General features: G+C 51.1%; 13 protein-coding genes. 3 read left to right on the forward strand and 10 right to left on the reverse strand.

The features are described 5' to 3' along the window. Window positions 1-73 precede the first annotated feature (73 nt). Window positions 74-1,468 (forward strand): Npt1/Npt2 family nucleotide transporter, encoded by a 1,395-nt coding sequence (locus ELAC_RS07880; protein WP_098038737.1) that lies wholly within the window; start codon window positions 74-76, stop codon window positions 1,466-1,468. A gap of 101 nt (window positions 1,469-1,569) precedes the next feature. Next, window positions 1,570-4,995, forward strand: a complete 3,426-nt coding sequence (locus ELAC_RS07885; protein WP_158227844.1) for a penicillin-binding transpeptidase domain-containing protein — start codon at window positions 1,570-1,572, stop codon at window positions 4,993-4,995. Between the two features lie 25 nt (window positions 4,996-5,020). Here the strand turns inward: ELAC_RS07885 and ELAC_RS07890 are convergent, their stop codons facing one another. The 5 genes from ELAC_RS07890 to bioB are packed head-to-tail and all read right to left on the reverse strand — an operon-like array spanning window position 5,021 to window position 9,563. Beyond that, window positions 5,021-5,644, reverse strand: coding sequence for a hypothetical protein (locus tag ELAC_RS07890; RefSeq protein WP_098038739.1), 624 nt, complete (start codon window positions 5,642-5,644; stop codon window positions 5,021-5,023). Then, a complete protein-coding gene (gene bioA / locus ELAC_RS07895; RefSeq protein WP_098038740.1) occupies window positions 5,626-6,927 on the reverse strand; it encodes an adenosylmethionine--8-amino-7-oxononanoate transaminase in 1,302 nt (433 codons plus the stop codon). The genes ELAC_RS07890 and bioA overlap by 19 nt, the downstream gene beginning before the upstream one ends. Next, window positions 6,897-7,517: a dethiobiotin synthase gene (gene bioD / locus ELAC_RS07900; RefSeq protein ID WP_098038741.1), complete on the reverse strand. Its 621-nt coding sequence runs from the start codon at window positions 7,515-7,517 to the stop codon at window positions 6,897-6,899. Before bioD ends, bioA begins: the two co-directional genes overlap by 31 nt. Further along, a complete protein-coding gene (locus tag ELAC_RS07905; RefSeq protein WP_098038742.1) occupies window positions 7,514-8,608 on the reverse strand; it encodes an aminotransferase class I/II-fold pyridoxal phosphate-dependent enzyme in 1,095 nt (364 codons plus the stop codon). Before ELAC_RS07905 ends, bioD begins: the two co-directional genes overlap by 4 nt. Before the next feature lie 4 nt (window positions 8,609-8,612). Next, on the reverse strand, window positions 8,613-9,563 hold the full coding sequence (gene bioB / locus ELAC_RS07910; RefSeq protein ID WP_098038743.1) for a biotin synthase BioB: 951 nt from the start codon (window positions 9,561-9,563) through the stop codon (window positions 8,613-8,615). A 245-nt stretch (window positions 9,564-9,808) separates the two neighbouring features. Between bioB and ELAC_RS07915 the strand changes: the two genes are divergently transcribed. Beyond that, the gene (locus ELAC_RS07915) at window positions 9,809-10,585 is read left to right on the forward strand and encodes a DUF6314 family protein (protein ID WP_143406477.1); all 777 of its coding nucleotides are present in this window, start codon (window positions 9,809-9,811) and stop codon (window positions 10,583-10,585) included. A 6-nt stretch (window positions 10,586-10,591) separates the two neighbouring features. Here the strand turns inward: ELAC_RS07915 and ELAC_RS07920 are convergent, their stop codons facing one another. The 5 genes from ELAC_RS07920 to ELAC_RS07940 form a co-directional block, all read right to left on the reverse strand. Next, window positions 10,592-11,476 carry a dual specificity protein phosphatase family protein gene (locus ELAC_RS07920; protein WP_098038745.1) on the reverse strand — a complete coding sequence of 295 codons (885 nt, stop codon included), beginning with the start codon at window positions 11,474-11,476 and terminating at the stop codon, window positions 10,592-10,594. A gap of 112 nt (window positions 11,477-11,588) precedes the next feature. Then, on the reverse strand, window positions 11,589-14,507 hold the full coding sequence (locus ELAC_RS07925) for a hypothetical protein (RefSeq protein ID WP_098038746.1): 2,919 nt from the start codon (window positions 14,505-14,507) through the stop codon (window positions 11,589-11,591). A gap of 34 nt (window positions 14,508-14,541) precedes the next feature. Further along, a complete protein-coding gene (locus tag ELAC_RS07930) occupies window positions 14,542-15,639 on the reverse strand; it encodes a polysaccharide biosynthesis/export family protein (RefSeq protein ID WP_239414445.1) in 1,098 nt (365 codons plus the stop codon). Between the two features lie 6 nt (window positions 15,640-15,645). After that, window positions 15,646-16,830: a methionine adenosyltransferase gene (gene metK / locus ELAC_RS07935; protein ID WP_420810332.1), complete on the reverse strand. Its 1,185-nt coding sequence runs from the start codon at window positions 16,828-16,830 to the stop codon at window positions 15,646-15,648. Window positions 16,831-17,262: 432 nt separating this feature from the next. Beyond that, window positions 17,263-17,499 carry a hypothetical protein gene (locus tag ELAC_RS07940; protein WP_098038747.1) on the reverse strand — a complete coding sequence of 79 codons (237 nt, stop codon included), beginning with the start codon at window positions 17,497-17,499 and terminating at the stop codon, window positions 17,263-17,265. Window positions 17,500-17,919: the final 420 nt, after the last annotated feature.

Here is a 17,919-nt window from a genome sequence, read left to right on the forward strand (position 1 = left end):
AAACCCGACGAAGCCAAAGACCAATTCTTCAATTTGTTTCGGTATAAAGGAATGGCTAGAACTTTAAGGGGCAATGAACCGGTTTAAGAAAATTCTTTTACTTATGTTTTCGATCACTCTCTTCCTCAATGTCGCATTTGCGATGCTGAGAAGTTTGAGGAACACCCTCGCGGTCGTGGATCTCGGCAGCAGCGCCGCGGTTATCCCCTATTTTGAACTTTTTGGCGCCTTGCCGGGTAGCATCCTGATTACCTGGATGCTTTCAGGGCTGATCGATCGATGCAGCATCCAGCGGGTCTATTACGGGGCGATGATTGCCTTTGCGGCCTTCTTCCTCTCCTTTACCTTTCTGCTCTATCCGTTGTTACCCGCATTGAAAGCGGGAGGAGAGGGCGCAAGCTTTTTGCTGCAGGGCATCTCCATGGGATTTTATGTGGTGTGCGAGCTGTGGAAACCCGTCTTGCTCTCCATCCTCTTTTTCGGCTTTGTCATGAGGCGGATCAGCCCCGAAGAGGCCAAAAAAACCTACCCTCTTTTGATGCTGGGAGCGAGCCTTGGCTCGGCGCTTGCAGGACCGATCGTGACCGTTTGCACCTCGGGATCTTTTGGCGACGCTCTCTCGTATATGGGAAAGGGGTGGAGCGGATCGTTAACGTTGATGATCATGATCATTGTCTTGCTCGGCCTTCTCTCTGCCTGCTGTTTCTTCTACTTGGACAGGCTGATGAATCCTCTTTCCGCACGAGAAATACCTGAGAGTCAATGCCGCTTTCTTGAGAAGGTGTCATACTGCTTCCAAAGTCGTGAGCTTCGGCTGATGGGGTGGATTGTGATCGCCGACTATATCGCCTACAGCTTGGCGGAGGTACTCTTTCTGGAGGTTCTTAAGCAGAAGTATCCCGATCCCAAAGACTATTGCCACTATCTGGGCATTCTTTCAACCCTGAGCGGGGCTTTGACGATCGCGAGCGCATTTCTTTTAGCTCCCACCCTTTTGCAGAGAAAGGGGTGGACTGCTGCCGCCCTGGCAACGCCTGTGATTCTCTTACTTACCGAAGGCGCATTTTTTGTCTTTCTGCGCGGCAGGTTCTTTACCGAGCAGTGGATTGGATGGAGTGCTGATGAGTGGATTCAGTGCCTTGTTGTCTTAGGATCTTTGCAATACTGCCTGTGCCGTGCGGCCAAGTACACCCTGTTTGACTCGTCGAAGGAGCTGGCGTATGTGCTTTTACCGGCGAGAGAGAAAAGGGAAGGAAAGCTTGTGATCGACGGGATGTGCGCCCGGGTCGGACGTGGCAGCGCCTCGTTTTTGTCGATCGGTTTGATCGCTCTTTCCGGAAGCGTGCTGGGAAGTGCTTTACCGGCAGGTATTTTGGCGATCGGCGTCACCTGCAGCTGGATCACTTCCGTCCTTAGGTTGGGCGATCGACTCGAGTCCACTGCAGCATCCGGGAAGGAAGCTGTCTAAAAAAATTTATTCATGCCGTAGGCTTGGTGCTTTGATCTAACGCCTTCATGGGCTATGATGGGATCGGTTCAATAGAGTTCTCAAACGAGACAGAGCATCCGATGTCTTATTCATCCAAGGAAAATGATATTCCTGGAAAGGCTAACCGCGTTTTGAACGTGGTGATGTTCGCCCTTGCCCTGATTGCGACCCGCCTTTGGTATCTCGCCGTGATCGCGCACGAAGACCAGGTCAAAGCGGCCGACAGGCCAAAGAGCCGCTTTGTGATTGAGCCGGCACGAAGAGCCTCCATCCGGGATCGCTACAACATTCCTTTAGCTATCAACAAGATGCGCTACCAGGTGTCTGTCGTCTATGGACAGATCCGCTCTCTTTCGGGAAGTCTTTACATCATCGACAAAGAGGGCAACAGGCGGCGAATCAAAAGACGTGAGTATATCGACAGGTTATCAAAGATGCTGGCCTCCGAGCTCAACCTGGATCAGAAAAGAGTGGAGGATTTGATCCACTCCAAAGCATCGCTTCTGAATCAAATTCCCTTCGTCATTAAAACAGACTTAACCGAAAGCGAGTACTACAGGCTTAAGGCGCAGGAGAGCGACTGGCCTGGGCTTGAAGTGGCGATCATTCCCAAACGGGTCTATCCCATGGGGAGGGTGGCCTCCGACATCATCGGTTATATGGGCGCCATCAGCAAACAGGAATATGACCGCATTGTCGGCGAGATTAAAGTGCTGGAGGCTTTCATCGAAGAGACCGAGCACGGTCTCGATGCGGAAGTCCCAAAAGGCTTTTCTACTGTAGAGGAGGCCAGGGAGAGGCTTGCGGATCTTAAAGAAAAATCCTACACCATCCATGACGCTGTCGGAAAAAGCGGGATCGAAGGGCAGTTCGATCAGGAGCTCCGAGGCTTTTTTGGTAAGAAGGTGTACGCTTCCGATGCACGGGGTGATTTTCTAAGGGAAAAATCGGGCGGACGCGATCCGATCAGCGGTCAGCGTCTTTTGCTCAGCATCTCATCGGAACTTCAGGCGTTTGCCGAAGAGCTGTTGATTAAAAACGAGATGATCAGAGTCCCTAAGCTCTCCGAAACTAAAAAGAAAGGCGAGGTGAAAGAGCCCTGGATCAAAGGGGGGTCGATTGTGGCGATGGATCCGAACACGGGCGATATCTTAGCTCTTGCCACCTATCCGCGCTTTGATCCCAACGATTTCATATCCTGCAGCGACCCGGAGGAGAGCAAGGAGAAGTCAATGGCAGTGCAGCGCTGGCTTGAAACCAATTCACAGATCGCCGACCTCTGGGATCAGAAGCAGCCTTATCGACGGGAGAGATTTGATCTAACGCAAGGGTTTGTAGAAGAGGAGACTGTCCTTGACTGGCCTTTTTTCCTCTCCCTGGTCTTGCCGGCAGACAATCCCGTCAGGCAAAAGCTGCTCACCCGCATTCGTTTCCGGGAAGCGGCCGCCCTGGACTCGATCGCCAAGGAGCTTAACTCCATCACGGGAGGGCTCCCGTTCCCCTCCGTGATCAACTACCTATACCAATCCTCCCCACACCAGCCCTTTGGACCGAAGCTCGGCGCGTTGGGCAAGATCCGGATCGAAGAGCGGTTCGGCATGAATTTGAAGAGGGTGCAGGAGATCAGAGAGGAGTTGAACAGGCTTTTTGAAGGAATCGATCTCAACTATGACAAAGTGCTTTTAGCTGACCTTTCGAGGCTTATTGTAAACTCGGACTGCTGCTCCAAGGAGCTCCTGAAGAAGCTCGGCGACAAGAGCTTGACGGAGGTGAGAAACGACTCGGCGGCCCTTCTGAAAATTGTCGATCACGTCAAATCGGAGACCAAAAAGCTTTTTGACGAGTTGACCTTTAAAGAGTGGAGAGAGAAAGAGGAAAAGGGCTACCTGAAGGAGATGCGTCTCTTTGAAAAGGAGAATAAAAAGTACCCAAAACCCTATCTTGACTATATTGACGAGATGGAACACAAGCTTTTCGATGAGTTTTTTGCCAGGCACAAATGGCAGCTTGTCACCGCCTTTCTTTTGGGTCACTCGGATTTTTCTTATCCCGAGGAAGGACTGCAGGAGTATATCGAATTCTTCAGAAAGTGGCATGACGAGGTTTTATCGGGAGCCGATCACAACGCCGACTGGCAGCCGAGTTTTGTCAGGTTGTATGGAAGCTTAAAAAAGCTGGAGCTTTGGCTTGCCCTCGAATATATGCAAAGTTTGCGCTCCTATAAAGATCTAGAACGCCCGCTCTTGGGGAAGTTGAGATTCATGAGAAGCAAGCAGCCGACTGAAAAGGATTTGGCGGCCTCCTTCTATCCCCAGTATGGATATGGATACACAAGATCGTACGCCTACCGGCAGTCAACCGCGCAGGGATCGGTTTTTAAGCTGATTACGGCCTATGCAGCGCTGGCGCAGAGGGTGAAATCGTTGCCGGAAGGCCCGGTCTCGAAAAAAGACTTAAATCCGATGGAGATCGTCGACCAGTTTACCAAGAAGGGAAAAGATGAGTTTGTCGGTTTCCACCAAAACGGAACTCCCATCCCCAGGTATTATAAGGGAGGACGCCTTCCGCGCAGCATTGCCTCCAACATGGGACGGGTCGATCTTATCAGGGCACTTGAGCACTCATCGAACCCCTATTTTGCGCTGCTTGCCGGGGACTACCTGGAGGATGCCGAAGATCTGGTGAACACGGCCCGCTCCTTTTCTTACGGCGAGAGAACAGGTATCGAACTGCCCTTCGAGATCAAGGGTAATTTGCCGGACGATACCGTTGATAACCGCACGAGCCTCTATTCCCTCTCCATTGGTCAGGGATCGTTGGTGGTGACACCCTTGCAGACGGCTGTCATGTTGTCGGCGATCGCCAATGGCGGCTCGGTATTAGTTCCCAATATCGTGCATCTGATGGTTGGGGATGCGCCGAGAAGGGGGGCGGACCTTCTTTCGTCGAACGAGCCGTATCCTTTTGAAGATATCCTGCGCCATTTAAGTGTCGATTTCCCTCTCTTTACCAAAGCGGTGGCCAAAAAGCAGAAAAAAGAGGTGCGCCTCTTCAGCAAACGCCTGAAGAGAGAGGTGTTTTTGCCGGATGAAGTCAAGTCGATGCTTTTTGACGGGATGAATAAAGTGGTGGAGAGGATGCATCACTTCCCCACGATCGGCAGACTGCAGGCCTATTTTGCAAAATATCCGGAAGCCATAACAGCCCTGAAAATACTTAAAGGGCAGCTTGTCGGTAAAACGAGTACGGCCGAAACTATGGAGAGGATCGACCTTGACTACTCCTGCGGCGTCAACAAATATAATCACCTGTGGTTTGGAGGCATCTCATTTGAGAAGGGAACCTCGTCGAAAGGCTCCTACTTGATCCAGCCTCAGTTCGGCACCCCAGAGCTTGTTGTCGTAGTTTATTTACGCTACGGGGGCTACGGCAGGGATACGGTGCCTTTAGCTGCCCAGATCGTGGAGAAATGGCGGGAAATCAAAAAGAGGCATGAAGGGAAATAGGGAGAGATACTGGAAGTGCTGCGGGCTAAAGCGACCGGTTGACCGCTTCAATCCAGCTCCTGCAAAGAGTGGACTCGATCGAGGTGATTGCCCTTAAATGTCTATCTCCGTCCGGAATTTTGCCGATGTTACTTTTCATCTCCTCTAAATGCTGGGCTTCTTCCAGTACGATCGATTGGACGCGGACGGGAGACCGAGCCTGCTTCAATAAACTCTGATACAACGGATACAGCTCGGACGCCCTTAGTTCGATCGCGGCTGTCACCAGGGTGTATGAAGCTTTCCTCTCAAGCGGGAAGGATCCTTGAAAGTGTTTTCTCAGATAGCGCTGCGTTCTGACATCTAATGCGTTGAGATAATGCGCCGTGTGAGGCCATCCCAATATGTTGTCTTTGGAGTAATCTAGAGGCGTCGAGGAGTGGACTTTGTTGATCTGTTCCTTCAAATAGAAGGCGTGGCGAAACTCCTCTGCCGCATGCTTGAGCATCTCTCTCTTTACGAAATAGGGGTCTTCGGCTGCGGCGATTTTGCGGGCCCCTTGGTTCTCAAGGTATGATAAAGTGTTGAGAAAAAGGGCGTGCTTTTTAGGTTCGGACAGAGCTTTAAGAATCACATTTCTTAGCCTCTCTTTTAGGGAAACAAAGCACATGGCGACTCCATCGTTTCTTCTATTGCGCTATATATTTGGTCGAGCTCATCATCACTGATGCAGTAAGGTGGCATAATATAGAGAGTGGAGCCGAGCGGTCTCACTAGAATCCCCCGGTCGAGGAAATGGGAGGAGAGGGCCTCTTTAAAGGAGCTGAAGTATCCCAATGGGGACTCTTCTTTATACTCCAGCACTAAAATCGTGCCGAGAGCCTCGATCCTTTGGATCCTGGCGTGTCCGATCCATCTTTTCAAAAACTGCCTGTGCCTGTCCCTGATGTGATTTCTTCTTTGCTGACAAGAGGGCGAGAGCAAAAGATCCAAGCTCGCGATCGCTGCCGCGCAACCTAAGGGATTTGCTGTGTAGGAGTGTCCATGTAAAAGAGCGTCCTGCAGATCATCGGAGAGAAAGGAGCTGTAGATCGATTCGTTGCAGGCTGTCAGCGCAAACGGGAGGAAGCCGCCGCTGATTCCTTTAGAGAGGCAGAGGATATCCGGCTTGACATCCATCAGCTCTGAGGCGAAGAGGGGCCCTAGCCTCCCAAATCCTGTCATCACTTCATCGGCGATGAGGGTGATGTCCCGCTTCCGGATGAGGGATAGCATCCGGTTCATCGCTTGAAGGCAGTAGCTTTTCATGCCGCCTGCGCCGAGCAGCGCCGGTTCATAGATGAACGCGAAAATATCGTCTTCCAAAAGGGCATTTTGGAGCATTGAGAAGCTTTTCTCCTCCTGTCCGGGGAGGGGAGGTGCGATCATGGTGGACCGAAAGAGATAACTCCAAAACGGCTTGTTGAATAGGTTTTTGCCGGACGATGCCATGGCGCCGAATGTGTCGCCATGGAAGCTGTTTTGAAAACAGAGAACACGCAGCTTCTCTCCAGATCTTCTTCTCTGATGGCCGATAGCCATTTTAAGTGCCGACTCCACAGCTGTAGAGCCATTGTCAGAGTAGAATACTTTTGTCATGGATCCGGGAAGCTTAGGGAGCAGGCGCTCGGCATAACTTACTGCCGGTTCATGTGTGAAACCGGCAAACAGGACATGCTCAAGCTTGTTTGCCTGTTTAGCTATCGCCTCGGCGATGTAGGGATGGGCGTGGCCATGGAGGTTTACCCACCAAGAGGAAATGGCATCGATTAAGCTGCGTTGATCCTCCAGATGGATTTTTGCTCCTTTGGCGCTCACGACAGGCAAAGGGAGATTTGCTGTTTTCATTTGGGTGTAGGGGTGCCAGAGTGTTTTTTGATCTCTCACAGCAAGGCAGTGACGTTCTCTTTCCATTTTTCCGCGTATTTTTTTAGTGTGTGGTGATCGATTGTGTTTTCGGGGAGTAAATTACCCAGTTTGCCAAGGGAGGAGAAGTTTAGGATCGCTTCCTCTTTCTCCCTATCTTCCTCTCCGTTGAAGAGGATCCCTAAAATTTTGGCGTCTCGTCTCTTCAGTTCACAAACAGTTAATAGCGTGTGATTGATGCTTCCCAGATAGTGGCGTGAGGTAATCACAAAGAGCGGATCCCATCGCATCAGAAGATCAAGCATCAAAATAGAGGAGTTCAAGGGGACGAGTAGTCCTCCGGCCGGTTCGATGATAAGTCGTTTGTCCGTTTCGGGGAGCTGGATCGAGTCAGCCTCGATCGATCGCCCCTCTCTGGCAGCCGCCTGATCGGGAGAGAGCGGCGCTGCAAAGGAGTAGGTTGATCCATGAAAGGGAAGTTTTAGCGATTTGATCGTCTCGGTGTCCGACTCGAGGGCGGTTCCGCTTTCGACGGGCTTCCAGTATGTCGCCTTAAGCATATAGGTGAAGATGGCCGACACGACTGTTTTGCCGACCCCTGTGCCGATGCCGATGATTGCGATTGGACGGACTGTCATGACAGCAACTCCAGTGCTCTTTTGACCTCTTCTTCGGTATTAAAGGCGTGCAATGTGATGCGAAGGCATTCCCTGTTTTTTCGGACCGTGGGAGAAAGTAGGGCTTTGACTAAGAATCCACTCTGTTTGAATTGCTCCTGTAACTTGACTGCCGCCTCGTTGCCCCGGACGTTGACAGGTTGAATTGCCGTCATAGAAAGGTTACGACTTCCCGTCTGGAACAGCCGAATCAGGGAAAAGAGCTTTTCTCGTTCTCTTTCGAGGAAGGGAAGTTGCGAGAACGCTCCTTCGATCGCATAAAGGGAGGCAAGCGGCAGCGCCGTCGAGTAGATGGCTGTTTTTCCAAAATTGAGGAGAAATTCCCGTATCCTCTTTGTCGTTAAAACAACCCCTCCCATCACCCCCAGGGCTTTTCCACAGCCGGCAGTAGCCGCAACCACTGTCTTTAAGGTGGCGAGCGAGTTCTTTCCCTCTTCATAAAACAGGCCGATACCATGGGCGTCATCGACAATCATGCCCGCTCCGAAACTGGCGGCCAAGTTATCGAGTTCTTTTAGCGGTGCCGTGGAACCATCGGTCGAAAAGACTGATTCAGTGACAATATAGGTGGCCTTCCTGCAAGCTGTTGCCGAGAGCCTCTTCTTCAAGTGACATAGGTCGTTGTGGCGGAAGGGGTAGGCTCTCGCTTTCGAGAGGCGGATTCCATCGAGCAGCGAAGCGTGGCACTCTGCGTCATAAAGGATTGTTTCCCCCTCGTCCGGGAGCGAGGAGAGAGCTCCCACGTTCGCCATATACCCAGAGCTGAACAGGAGCGCGGATTCAAACCCTTGGCTTTTCGCGATGAACTCTTCCACACGTTCCATTTCCGGGTGGTTCCCTGTCATGAGACGCGATCCCGTAGAACCAAAGCCGTGTAGATCGTCCTCTCTTCTCCTGTTCAGGGCTTTTTGACAGAATGCCGAGAGAGTGGAAGACCTTGCCAGCCCGAGGTAGTCGTTCGACGCCAGATCGATGAGACCCAAGTCATAGCGGAGGCGACGCTTGGTGCCATCCTTCTCCCTCCGTTGCATTCTTGCGAAGATGGAGTCCATGGTGTTATTTGCCCTTCAGTCCAAGATCCCGCATCAGCTCGGCATCTTCTTCAACAGTCCTGTTTTGGACTGTCAGCAACTTGTTTCCCTGGAATATGGAATTGGCCCCCGCCAAAAAGCAGAGCGCCTGCGCCTCTTTGGAGAGCGACTCTCTTCCTGCCGAGAGGCGTATCATGGAGCTTGGCATCGCGATGCGGGCTGTTGCAATGAAGCGCACCAGTTCAAACAGAGGGATTTTTTCCCGATGGGCAAATGGGGTTCCTTCGATGGGCACCAAAGAGTTGACGGGGACGGATGCGGGGTGGGGCCGCCTTTTGGCGAAGGTTAATATGAGCTGCAACCGGTCCTCTTTGGTTTCGCCAAGCCCGAGGATGCCTCCGGAGCATACTTTAAGACCGGCTTTGTCTGCGGCGTCCAGCGTTTTGATCCGTTCATGGTAGGTTCTTGTGGTCACTACTTCGGGATAGTACCGCTCTGACGTGTCGAGGTTATGGTTGTAGTAGGTGAGACCGGCCTCTTTGAGTTTTTGCGCCTGGTCTTCAGTCATCATGCCGAGTGTGCAGCACACGGAGAGCCCCATCTCCTTGATGGATGAAATCATCTCCCGGATCTTCTCAAACTGCGCTCCTTCTTTGACATCCCGCTGAGCGACGCTAAGGCAGATGCGGCTTGCCCCGGACGCTTTGGCGTCGGCCGCTCGTTTCAGCACCTCCTCTTTGTCTAAACTCCTTTCGGGGGTGACAAATGTCTGGTAGCGGGAAGACTGGGCGCAGTAGCGGCAGTCCTCCGGACAACCGCCCGTTTTAATCGAGATCAGTCGGCAGACATCGATGGTATAGGGGTCATGATGCTGAAGATGGACGCTGCGGGCGCGATCGATTAACTGCAGTAGAGGGAGATCGTGAATCTCTTGCAGTTCCTGTTCTGTCCAGTCATACCGGAGTGAAGTGTTCATGTTCTAGCCAAAAATTGTGGTTTATTGTGGAAAGTGGCGATTGTAGAGCGATGATTGTCCACTTAACAACCGCAATTTTCTTCTAATAAACTATAAAATAGTCTATACAATGCTGTTTAAGGGTTGTATATTTTCAGTTCTTCTCTTCTACATATCTGATATTCTGAGTGAAAGAGCGCAAGTTGGTTAAATATGAATAACCTAAAAAGTAGTCTATATAAAGATGGATGCGGGGTGTTTATTTTATGCTGGAACCTTTGTTTGGAACCAAAAATATCGAAAGAATCCTCCTTTTTCTTTTCATCAACGGAAAATCGTATGGCACAGAGCTCGCAAGAGCCCTTAAGACTCCCTTGACTCCTCTACAGAAGGGATTGACCCGGCTGGAGAAGGGGGGAGTCCTTCTCAGTTATTTCGAGGGAAGAACCAAGCTCTATCGCTTAAATCCGGCCTATCCTCCGCTGCAGGAGTTGGAGGCGCTTTTAAAAAAGGCCTACACCTTGCTTCCGACAGAAGAAAAGAGGCGCTACTATCTACTTAAAACCGACTCGAAACTGAAAAAATTTGACATTCTCTATGCCGCTTGGGAGCGGTTGCAGAGGGTGCAACATGTCTCGTTGAAATCGCAGAACGGCTCTCTTAGCGAGGGGGCCTATTCCGGCAAAGGGCAGGGCGAAGTCACTGTGATTGGAGAGGGTGGCGATATTTTGATCTTTCAGGAAAAGGGCACGCTGACCAGCAAAGAGGGAGAGGCTTTTTCTTTCAGCAATGTTTTCCGCTGGACCTTAGACCGTAAGTCAGCAGTGATTACGCTTGAACATTTAAGAAGAGGATGGAACCATCCGGTCTATTTGTTTGACTTAGCTCCCCAAAGCAACCACTCCCTGGCATCGGTTGATGCCCACCACTGCGGCGGGGACTCTTACATGGGGCAGCTGTTGCTGGAGCCTTCCTCGGTAAGGCTGCACTGGCGGGTGATCGGTCCAAAGAAAAATGAGGAGCTTGATTACTACTACTCTTAAATTGACCTAAGATGATTTTTTCAAGAACTCGAAATAGTCAAGTACGGCCTGTTGCTGCCTGCTGTTCAAGTTGATCCGCTCTCTCGTGGTTTTGACATAGGCAATCGCGTGGGCGACTGCGTGGCTGTCGACGGCGGCTCCCTTGGTGAGGCCAATCTCCTCCCGCTGATATTGCAGCAGGTAGCAGATGACGGCAGTCGCGCTCCGGCCGCGGCCGGCTTTGCAGTGGACATAGACATTTTCCCCTCTTGCGAGAGTGTCATGGATCAGAGCGACCGCTTGCTGCAGCTTCTCTGCCGGCACGGGATTGAAGTCTGACGTCGGTATCAGTGTCTGCTCGATGCCCGCCTCTTCCCAGTCAGCGTGAGAGACCGGCGTCCCCCCAAATGTGATGCTTTGCTGCTCGAAGGGTTCGATCAGCGAGACTACTTCTGTAATGTTTTTGCTTTTAAAGTCTTCCACGTGGTCGTAGTTATGCAGGGGGATTCCACCTAGGTAGAGTTTTCCTTTGCCGTGTGCCGATTCTGTCTCGTGGACCACATGCATCCAGCCCTGCTGCCCGGCGGAGAGACGGGTGAAAATCAGGCTGGTCTCGTAGACGAGGCCTTTAAAGTTGATATTGAGTATTGGTATGGCGATGATCACTCCGGCAATGGCTAAGGGGATAAAATGCAAGCTAAAGGGGGCTGTCAAAACAAGGGTGGCGCTTAAGGCGCCGATTAAAAGCAGGAGTCCTAAACCCTTCAAAAGGGGGAAGTGGCACGCCTCGTCTTTAAATACCGGGTGTTCTTTGGCAAAACGGGCCGTTTTGCTCTCCGTTGTCACCTCCGCGGTATCGTTTTCGGCCGCATAAAAGGCGCTGGTCGGCCTGAGTCCTTCTATATTAATCATAACAACCCCTATTTTTTATTAAATTATAGGGTGATTTTGTTAAATTATGATTAAGATATTTTTTGCATTGAAAGCCTATCAGGGTTTGATGCTCTTGCGCTAAAAACCATTTTTAATCTGTGAAGAGGTATGAGAGCTTGTCCAGATCCTGATGGCTTGCCAAGTAACCGACCTGCTGCACCGTTTCATCGTCAATCGTGACAACCGTGTGTTCAAAAAGAGGCGTTTTCGCAAGAGCGGCGCCCTCTTCGAAGGTGTCGTCGGAGTAGGCGATCACCCGATCATAATTTTTAAGGCACGTCTCTAAAAGCACCTTGAACTCTTTGGAAAGTATCTTCTCGGTGCCGTGGCGCGACGGGCCGCCGCTGGCAAGAAAATCGATCCCCTCTCTCTTTTGAATCGGGTAGGCCTCTTGCGGCTTTTCCAGGGCGTCCAGTAACCCAAAGCCCTCGTTTTGGTCAAAGCAGAGCGAGATTAAGAGGACCTTTTCGCCGGCAAAGCTAAAGAGGGAGGCCAGTTGATGGCCGTAGTGCGGTCCATTTCCTTCGAGAAGGAGGCTCGTCTTGGCCCTTACCGGACTGTTCAGTCGCCACATCAGCCTGCGCAGCGTTTCCAAGTCTCTATCGGCAATGATATCCCCTCCCTTGGTTTTCCGCGCTACTCTTCCGGCAACAAAGAGGCCGGCCTCCGTCAGGTTTTTGGGAGAGGCGCGAAGACCTGCGAAGCCTTCTTTGGCAATAAAATAGGTTGAGGAAAAGAGAAAACCTAAAAAGGCTCCGGCCAGAGATAGCAGGAGTAGATGGGGGTTTTTCGGGAAATAGGGGGTGTCGGCCGTGTCGACCGGAACCGACTGCACCACTTCCATGCTCGACTGCAGGTTTTTCGCTTCGATCGTCTGTACAATTTGCGTGTATACTTTTTTGACCAGGTCGATCTTCTGCTCGATCATCAGCTCCTGGATGCGCTTTTCCGGCATCGCTTTCAGCTCGTCGCGGATGGAAAATATCTGGTCGTACACTGCACCCTTCTCCTGCTCGAGAGCGTCAATCCTCTGACTGATGAAGTCGCTCACTTGCTTTTCAAGGATCGAAATCTGTTCCCGGTAGAGAGAGAGCATGCCTCCCTGCAGGGCATAGATGGCATCCCGCAGCAGCTGTGTTTTCAGCCCAAGAATATCTGTCGATTGGGAAATATGCATCTCCAGGTAACCCCTCTGGGTGAGGAGCTCCTCGCGGATCCTTTCCTGCTCTTTTTGGCTGCGGATGGAGGGGTTTTGCAGGTCTAAAAGAAGTTTACTGTACCTGTTGGCAATCTCTTTGCCGATGGGGTCTTCAATCATGGAAGCCAAAGGCGACAGCTCCATTTCCTTGTTCTTAATACTCTCGATGAGGAAATGGTTTTTAACGATTTGCGACTCGGAAGCGCTCAGCTCCTTGTTGTAGTAGGCCAGAAGCTCTTTGGAGGCGCTAAGCCCCATGCCTTCGAGCTCCGACTCCACATCTGAAAGATGCTGAAGCCTCTCTTTCAGAGTCTTTTCCTGGATTTGGAAGTACTGGATCAGGTTGACAAGGTAGGCGGAGAACTGCTCTTTGAGCGCTTGCATTTCTCGTTTGGCTTCCCATCTTGCCGAGGCTTCGTTGGATGTGGCGGCCTTTACCTGGAGCGGAGCCATCTTTTCAATCCAGCTTTCCAGGGCGCATTTTTTATTCGCCTTGAGAGGCTCTTTCAAAATCAGCTCTTTATCACTTTGCAGATCCGCTAAAAGCTCTCTAAGCGCTTTGGAAGAGTCTTTTGCCTCGTCGATTTCATATAGCTGCCGGCCGAGAGTGGGCATCCGATCCTCGCCTCCGATCTTGGGGTTGCCTTTAACGGACAGCGACAGGGCGTCAGCTTCCATCTTGAGCGTACGGATCTCGGAGAAGAGGGATTGCACTGCCGGAGGAACATTGGCCATGGGCGAGGCGTCGCAGAGCTCGAATCTGTCATCCTTAAGCCTGGAGAGCCTCTCCACCTCGAAATTAATGGCCGAGATGCGCTGGACAAATTCTTGCAGGTTTTTAGTCAGGAAGTCCATAGCCAGCAGGTTGCTTGCAAATCCTGAGCTGTTCATCTTGTCGGCCTGGTCGCAAGCGTGCTTGTAGAGCATATTGGTCAGAAGCAGATTTTCCTCGTCTTCCCGCTGCCTCAAATACTGGATCTGCTCGCTTGCAACTTTTTGGTTCTCCTCTTCGAGCCATTCGCGGTAGAGCTCCATCAGGCTATTGAGAATAGCTGACGACATGACCCGGTCTTCGTAGATCACCTTTAGGTTCACCACTCTTTTGTCTTTCGGATCGGGAGTGATCTTGATTTTATTGCTGAGATTTTCCGTCACCTTTCGCTTAGACTTTAGCGTCAGGTTGAACCGGTTGTCCAACGGCTTGTTCAAAAGCATCAGTGTGAATGAGTAATCCTCTTCTCGGAAGGGCTCTCCAAAAATTCCCTCACGGGGCTCTTTGCCTCCGCCTTCGACAAGATACCGGGTGTCGCTGAGAGGAGTGATGGAGAGAGACGAAGCCACTTCGCTTGGGTAGTTGATGTCGATAGCGCGGATAGGCCGATGAAAGTCGTCGACGCCAGGTCTTGCCTTTTTGAGAAGAAGAGCCGCTTCGGCCTTGATGTTCCTAAACAGGTTTTGCAGAGGGATTCCCTCTTCGCTAAGAGGAACGATTTCAGCCTGGAGCCCGAGTCTGTCAACCAGGCGCTTCATCAGGTTTTTAGACTTGAGAACGGTAATGGCGCGGCTTTGATGGTCGCTGCTCGATCCCAAAGCCATCAAAGACGTCAGGCCGCCGTCTTTTCTGTCGGACGAGGAGAGGCCCTGCTCACGGAACGTCGCTTCCACTTCGTAGCCGACCGGCCTGGAAGCTATATAGGAAAAGACAGTGAAGGCCGAAGCCAGGGTAAAGAAAGTGATGCGGCTTTTATTTCTTTTGAGGACAGATAGATAATCTTCAAAAGATGCCAAAAATGTTACTTTGCTTGCCTTCATAATCCTTACCAAGTTCTAAGAGTCCGTCATAGGGCTATCGAGTCAGGTCATACAGTCCGTACCCTGCCTGAATTCCCGTGACGGATGGCAGCAGCTGGTCGATAAAGCGATTCCATTTGGTGATCGGCTTTTCAGATACATAAACTGTATCGCCCGGCATCAAGAGGAGGCTGTCGTTGGGCAGGTGGATGATGTGTTCCCAGCAAAGAACATAGATTTTCGGGCAGGGGATATTTCCTCTGATGACCTGAATATTCCTTTTGTCACCCGTGTAGGGTATGCCGTGTGCCGCCACCAGTGCCTCTCGAAGGGACATCGAACCGTAGGGCATATCGACCGGCCTTGGCAGTCCCACCTCTCCCATGACCATGACTTGCGAGTCGGAGGGGTTGGCGATGAAGACTTTGTCTCCACCGCGCATGACGATGTTCTGGGACATGTCCCCTTGCACCATAAGCTGATGGATATCGATGCCGAGCATTTCGCCCTCTCTTAAGACATAGCTCTTGAACAGATTGGCGTTGGGGGGGATGTGCGCTTTGGCGATCACTTCGAACAGGCGGATTTTTCCATCGACCGGTACGGTGTCTGTCGCCACAAGGCCTGCCAGTTCAACTTTTCTTGCCAAGCGGTCCTTATAGGTGACAAAGACTTCAGTGCCTTTGATCTCCCGGTCGAACTCTTCCTGAAGTTTGTCCCTTGCTTCATCCAGAGTCAGTCCCGCAACTTCCACGGGAGGGATATCAGGCAGATCCACCTTGCCGTTTTTAACCTTAAACCCGCCGACCGTCTGGTTGATGAACTGAATCGATTCCATCAGGTCTTTTCTTTGAGGGTGGTAGATGACGATATTGAGAATATCATCATCGGCGACGCTGTCTTTGTACTCCTCCATCGCGTCATAGGGCAGCTCATCTAAGCATTTGCCCTGCATCTCGAGTATGGAAACTTTTCCCTGTCTGATTTTATAAGAGTCCATGACAAATTCGTCGGCTCCGTACATACCCCATCCTCTTTTTTGGGTGCAGCAGGAGGGAAGAAGCACGAGCGATGTCATGAAGAGCAGGGCAGGAAACAGGGTGGCCAAATAGGAAGCGGCTCTTAATTTTTTGGCAAACAGGCACCGGATCATTTTTTACTACCCCTCGGTTGTATAGGCTGCTTGCCTGATCGCTTCTTTGATCTTCTCAACTTTGTCAAGCCTCTCCCAGGTGAATCCCTCTTCTTCCCTTCCGAAGTGGCCTCCCGAAGCAGTAGCCTTATAGACAGGTCTTCGCAGATTCAGCGATTCGATGATGCCTTTAGGGGATAAATCGAACACAAGGGGAATGACATGAGCGAGAAGAGATTCGGGGACTTGGCCTGTACCGAAGGTGTTCACCTTGATGGAAAGGGGGTAGGCCACGCCGATGGCATAGGAGATCTGCACTTCGCATCGCCTGGCAAGACCGGAGCCGACGATATTTTTGGCAACCCAACGCGCGGCATACGATGCCGATCTGTCTACCTTGGTCGGATCTTTTCCCGAGAAGGCTCCGCCTCCGTGCCTGCCCATGCCGCCATAGGTGTCAACGATGATTTTGCGGCCGGTCAGGCCCGTGTCGCCGGCAGGCCCTCCTATCACAAATCGACCGGTGGGATTGATGTAAAAAAGTGTGTTCTCATCGATAAATCCGTGAGGGGCGAGCTGATGGACTAAAGCTGTCATATCGTGGACCAGCGTTTCTTGCTTCACCTTGGGGGAGTGCTGTGTGGAAATCACTACGGAGTTTAAGCGCACAGGCCTGTCGTTGCGGTCATACTCGACCGTTATCTGGGATTTGGCGTCGGGTCTCAGGTAGTCAAGATCCTTTGATTCCCGAAGAGCCCTAAGCTCCCTTACGATGGAGTGGGCGAGCATGATCGGAAGGGGCATCAGCTCTTTGGTTTCATCACAAGCGTAGCCAAACATGATCCCCTGGTCGCCGGCACCCATTTCTTTTCCTTCGGCTTCATCAACGCCGGCTGCAATATCGGTCGACTGTTCGGAGATTGTCGTTAGGATGCCGCATGATTGGTAGTCAAAGCCGAGCGAGGGATCATCATACCCGATATCCCGGATCGCCTCCCTGACAACTTTGCGGTGGTCGATGTGCGCTTTCGAGGAGATCTCGCCCGCTAAAACGACAAGGCCGGTCGTGACAAGCGTCTCACAGGCAACGCGGGAGTTTGGGTCTTCTTTGAGATAGGCATCGAGGATGGAATCCGATATGGTGTCCGCGACTTTGTCCGGATGACCTGCCGCGACAGATTCAGAAGTGAAAAGATAATGAGCCATATCCAAAAAAGGTTTTGTGTTCTTCATGGTTATCCCGGCAAATGCGGTTTGATGCGGGGGTGAACCTGGGAAAGCAGGCAAAGCCCCCTCTCGGGACCGTATTTAGCAAGGCTTGAAAACCCGATAATACCGAAAGCGTCTCAAAATTTGGGATTTTGGCTTTGAGAAAGCCAAATTTCGGGACACTTTCGGTATAATACCGAATAAATAAAGGACATCCGGTATCTTAAGAGCAAAGTGGAATTGATCGGTAATACTCAAAAGTCAAGTACTTGAAAAGGGAATATAATAAGAGGAGAGGAATATTGCAAGAACCTCTCTCAATATCCCGAAACTATCCTCAATTTTGAGACGGTTTCGGTATAGAGAGTTTGATTGAGATAGGTGCTACGAGAGCGGATCGCTTAAAAAGGCAGAGGACCCGCTCCATGAATTCAATCAGTTGACGCGGATAAACAAGACAGGGTTCCTGTGGGTGCCTTCCGCAATCTGCTTGTCTCCGGAGTAGGCAATTTCAAAAGTGAGCGTTTTGTTTTGCTGAGTGGCCAAAGAAACAGACTGCTCATAGGCATTTTGCTGCCCATTCATCGGCTTCGATGCCTCTCTCGGCGGATCCCCATATAGAGAGGGGGCGGCTAAAATCAAGGCCGACAAAATGAGGGGGTGGTATTTCATGCAGCACCTCCTTGTGCACGTTTTGAATTTAAAATCGAAAGCCTATCAAAATTTGGCATGGGAACTTTGATCAGGCCTAACCTAAGTGTTGAGAGACTTTCGGTGTAACCGGCTCGATGGCACTATAACCTTACCATAGACCTGCAGTGCTTTTTTCTCTAAGGATTTGTCTGTTTTTATGTGATTGGAAATTAGTGGGTTGTGTGGATTCGAATGCTTTGGTTTTGAGCGGTTTATAAAAAATGAGGGGGAAGAGCTTAAGGCTGCACGTGCTAAAAGCGGACGGATTTAAAATTCCAAATTTTGCGATCCGTTCGGTTTAGGTGATGGAGGGAGAGCCCGACTCAAAAGAGCCTCAGCAATAACATGCTGAGGTGATGCCGCTTTGGTGCAGTGAGCCCACCCTCTGGGCTCATTTCG

The organism is Estrella lausannensis (genome assembly GCF_900000175.1).
Taxonomy (GTDB): domain Bacteria; phylum Chlamydiota; class Chlamydiia; order Chlamydiales; family Criblamydiaceae; genus Estrella; species Estrella lausannensis.